The organism is uncultured Algibacter sp. (assembly GCF_947495675.1).
Classification (GTDB): Bacteria; Bacteroidota; Bacteroidia; order Flavobacteriales; family Flavobacteriaceae; genus Algibacter_B.
The window spans coordinates 1-4146 of sequence record NZ_CANLZX010000041.1 but is presented as its reverse complement, the minus strand read 5'-3'; the positions used below and the strand labels follow the sequence as shown (position 1 = coordinate 4146).

The window sequence follows — 4146 nt, the reverse complement described above, 5'->3', positions numbered from 1 at the left end:
ACTATATTACTGTATTATTCTTTTATCTTGTTTTTAAACGGACGAATGATTAATCGTGCCTCTCTATCAAATCTAATATAATTATAAACCCAATTTACAAATACAACCATTCGATTTCTGAAACCAATAAGAAAAAATAAATGAACAAACATCCAAACATACCAAGCAAAAACACCTTGAAATTTGAAGTTCTTTAAATCTACAACAGCTTTATTTCTTCCAATAGTTGCCATAGCACCTTTATCTTTATACTTAAAAGGAGTCATTGGTTTTTCTTCAATAAAATTCAAAATATTATCACCTAATTGATCGCCTTGTTGTATTGCTGGTTGCGCCATCATTGGGAACCCATGAGGAAACTCATCACTAACCAAACACGCAATGTCACCAATAGCAAATATATGTTTAAACCCTTTTACTTGATTAAACTCATTAACCAATATTCTATTACCTCGAGTTACAAATTCTTGTGTATCAAGCCCTTTTATAGTTGCACCTTTTACTCCTGCTGCCCAAACTACGGTAGCCGTTTCGAAGGTTAAATCAGAATTTGTTGTAACAGTTTTACCGTCGTAATTAGTTACGCGAACATTTTTCCAAACATTAACACCTAGTTTTTCTAAAAAATCTTCTGCTTTAGCAGATGCTTTTTCGCTCATTCCTTTCAGAATACATCCACTAGATTGAATAATATGAATTTGTGCTAAACGGGTATCTAAATCAGGATAATCTTTTGGAAGAATTCCTTTTTTAATTTCTGCCAATGCACCAGCTAACTCTACTCCTGTTGGTCCGCCACCTACAATTACAAAATTCATTAAAGCGTTACGCTCATTTAAGTCTGATGTTAGTAGTGCTTCTTCAAAGTTTTCAAGAATTAAACTCCTTAGATTTAAAGATTGAGGCACCGTTTTCATGGCCATACTATGTTTTTCAACCTCCTTATTTCCAAAAAAATTAGTTGTTGAGCCAGATGCAACAACCAAATAATCAAACTTTAAATCTCCAATATTTGTCTTTAACTTGTTTTTGTTAGTATTAATTTCTTGAACTTCGGCTAATCTAAAATAAAAATTAGGAAAATCTTTTAATACTTTTCTTATGGGATACGCGATAGAATCGGGCTCTAATCCTCCTGTAGAAACTTGATATAATAAAGGTTGAAATGTATGATAATTATGTTTATCTAAAAGCACTACTTGCACTTCTTGTTTTGATAATTTTTTTGCTAATGCTATGCCAGCAAAACCACCACCAATAATTACAATTCGAGGAAAACTCGTTCTAGGTATGTTCATAAATTAAAACTTGCGTTACAAAGGTAGTAAAACAACCATAAAATGTCATATTTTAACTTATTACAATAATACAAACACCTTGTAATTAAATAACAATTCTTTTTTTTCGATTTATAAGGATCTAAATTCTTTTTTAAAAATCGATTTTGTAAATTAGCCGCTTAAACTATAACAAATGAGTAAATACGATATTATTGTTCTTGGAAGTGGTCCTGGTGGTTATGTAACAGCTATTAGAGCATCACAATTGGGTTTCAAAACCGCTATTGTTGAAAAAGAAAATCTAGGTGGAGTTTGCTTGAATTGGGGTTGTATTCCAACAAAAGCATTATTAAAATCTGCACAAGTTTTTGAATACTTAAAACATGCCGAGGACTATGGTTTAAAAGTTAAAGATGCAGATCATGATTTTGATGCTGTTGTTAAACGAAGCCGTGGTGTTGCAGATGGCATGAGTAAAGGTGTTCAATTTTTAATGAAAAAAAATAAAATTGACGTTATTGAAGGTTACGGTAAAATTAAACCAGGCAAAAAAGTTGAAGTTGATGGAACTGAATATAGTGCCGACAATATTATTATAGCTACAGGAGCTCGCTCTCGTGAGTTACCAAGTTTACCACAAGATGGTGAAAAGGTAATTGGTTACAGACAGGCTATGACTTTAAAGAAACAACCTAAGAAAATGATTGTGGTTGGTTCAGGTGCTATAGGTGTTGAGTTTGCTTATTTCTATAATTCTATAGGAACAGACGTAACAATTGTAGAATATTTACCTAAAATTGTTCCTGTTGAAGATGATGATGTTTCTAAACAATTAGAACGCTCTTTTACCAAGTCTGGAATTAAGATTATGACTTCTGCTGAAGTAACATCTGTTGACACTTCTGGTAAAGGCGTTAAAGCTACAGTTAAAACTAGTAAAGGTGAAGAAATTCTTGAAGCTGATATTATTTTAAGTGCCGTTGGTATAAAATCTAATATCGAAAATATTGGTTTAGAAGATGTTGGTATTGTTGTTGACAGAGACAAAATAATTGTAAACGATTTTTACCAAACAAATATTCCTGGTTATTATGCTATTGGAGATGTTACCCCAGGTCAAGCTTTAGCTCACGTTGCTTCTGCAGAAGGAATTCTATGTGTTGAAAAACTAGCAGGACATCATGTTGAGCCTATTGACTACGGAAATATTCCAGGTTGTACATATTGCTCTCCTGAAATTGCATCGGTTGGATTAACTGAAAAGCAAGCAAAGGATAAAGGATTAGATATTAAAGTTGGTAAATTCCCTTTCTCTGCATCTGGTAAAGCTAGTGCTGGAGGAAACAAAGAAGGTTTTGTAAAAGTTATTTTTGATGCCAAGTATGGTGAATGGTTAGGATGCCACATGATTGGTGCTGGTGTTACAGATATGATTGCAGAAGCTGTTTTAGGAAGAAAACTAGAAACTACAGGACATGAAGTATTAAAAACGATTCATCCGCACCCAACAATGAGTGAAGCGGTTATGGAAGCAGTTGCAGCTGCTTATGATGAGGTAATACATTTATAAGACTACTTAGGTTATTATATAAAAAAGTTCCAGTTTTACTGGAACTTTTTTTTGCCTAAAATTTATAACCCACATTCAAACTATAAGATTGCTTTGATCCTGTTAGGTAATTAAAAACTCTTATTTGGTTTGAATAACCATAAGAATATCTGGCATCTAAAAACCAATTTTTATTTATGTTATACTGAACTCCAAAATTCGCTCCTATTCCAAATGGTTTCTCTATAAATGTTACAGCATTCCTGTCATTTGGTATATAGTTAAATTCTCCTCCAAAATATGCTCCGATTTTTTTACTAAAATTGTACTTTAAGAGTATAGGTAGTTCTATTATTGATACTCCATAAGCTCTAGTGTATAATAATTCAGCTTGAATATCAAATTCATCAGATATTGTTCTTTCAACAAAAAAACCACCAAAAAGATTTGAATCATTTAAATCCTGACCATCACGACCGTAAGAGACAATAGTTCCTAATTTTAACCCAAATTTTGTTTTTTTGGGGTCAGTTTCTTGCGCATAAACACATTTAAAAATTGATAATAAAAAAAATGTAATAAGTAAACCATGTTTCATAATTAATTGATTTTTAAATTAATAAGAAACAAAACTAATTTGAAGAGATGTTAAATTCTCACAAACAAATCACAACCTTAACAAAATATGAGGTTAAATTTATGTGAAAATTCTTAAAAAAAAGAACAGATTATTAAATAAAACTCTGAATAGCCAACTCATAACTCTGTAAACCAAAACCAAGTATTACACCTCTTGCATTAGGTGATATAAAAGACTGATGTCTAAATTCTTCTCTATTAAATGTATTAGAAATATGAACTTCAACAACAGGCGTTTCAATAGCTTTAATGGCATCACCAATACCTACAGATGTATGAGTATAAGCAGCAGCATTTAAAATAATACCATCGTAGCTAAAACCAACTTCGTGTAGTTTATCAATCAACTCACCTTCTATGTTTGACTGGTAATAATCGATATCTACTTCAGGATATTTTTCTTTTACTTTTTCCAAAAAATCAGTAAAAGATAAACTTCCATAAATATTAGGTTCTCGTTTACCTAACAAATTTAAGTTAGGTCCATTGATTATGATTAGTTTTTTCATAAAGTAAATATATTAAAAATTAAGTATAAGAAGGAAAGCTGTTTTACTTCCCCTATCAAATTTTACTTAAAATTTTACAATTCGAATTCTATTCCTAAATTTAGCACATCAAAAGGCTCTCCATTACGACTTACTCCTCTAAATGATAAAACTAAATCCATAGCTTTAC

The 4146-nt window shown here is 31.4% G+C and carries 4 protein-coding genes; 1 reads left to right on the top strand and 3 read right to left on the bottom strand.

The annotated features are described in order from the left end of the window. Positions 1 to 14: 14 nt before the first annotated feature. Positions 15 to 1298, bottom strand: a complete 1284-nt coding sequence (locus Q0842_RS15965) for an NAD(P)/FAD-dependent oxidoreductase (RefSeq protein ID WP_298500482.1) — start codon at positions 1296 to 1298, stop codon at positions 15 to 17. 175 nt (positions 1299 to 1473) lie between these two features. Here Q0842_RS15965 and lpdA point away from each other — a divergent pair, with 175 nt between their 5' ends. After that, complete coding sequence (lpdA, locus tag Q0842_RS15960; RefSeq protein WP_298500480.1) at positions 1474 to 2850, top strand: dihydrolipoyl dehydrogenase; 1377 nt, start codon at positions 1474 to 1476, stop codon at positions 2848 to 2850. A gap of 55 nt (positions 2851 to 2905) precedes the next feature. Here lpdA and Q0842_RS15955 read toward each other — a convergent pair whose 3' ends face one another. Both Q0842_RS15955 and aroQ read right to left on the bottom strand, forming a co-directional pair. Next, a complete protein-coding gene (locus Q0842_RS15955) occupies positions 2906 to 3427 on the bottom strand; it encodes an outer membrane beta-barrel protein (protein WP_298500478.1) in 522 nt (173 codons plus the stop codon). A 133-nt stretch (positions 3428 to 3560) separates the two neighbouring features. Then, positions 3561 to 3977, bottom strand: a complete 417-nt coding sequence (aroQ, locus tag Q0842_RS15950; RefSeq protein ID WP_298500476.1) for a type II 3-dehydroquinate dehydratase — start codon at positions 3975 to 3977, stop codon at positions 3561 to 3563. Positions 3978 to 4146: the final 169 nt, after the last annotated feature.

What these genes read in the sequence shown, in the direction of transcription:
- aroQ (WP_298500476.1), bottom strand. Translation starts at nt 3,977, where the DNA reads ATGAAAAAACTAATCATAATCAATGGACCTAACTTAAATTTGTTAGGT.
- Q0842_RS15955 (WP_298500478.1), bottom strand. Translation starts at nt 3,427, where the DNA reads ATGAAACATGGTTTACTTATTACATTTTTTTTATTATCAATTTTTAAA.
- Q0842_RS15965 (WP_298500482.1), bottom strand. Translation starts at nt 1,298, where the DNA reads ATGAACATACCTAGAACGAGTTTTCCTCGAATTGTAATTATTGGTGGT.
- lpdA (WP_298500480.1), top strand. Translation starts at nt 1,474, where the DNA reads ATGAGTAAATACGATATTATTGTTCTTGGAAGTGGTCCTGGTGGTTAT.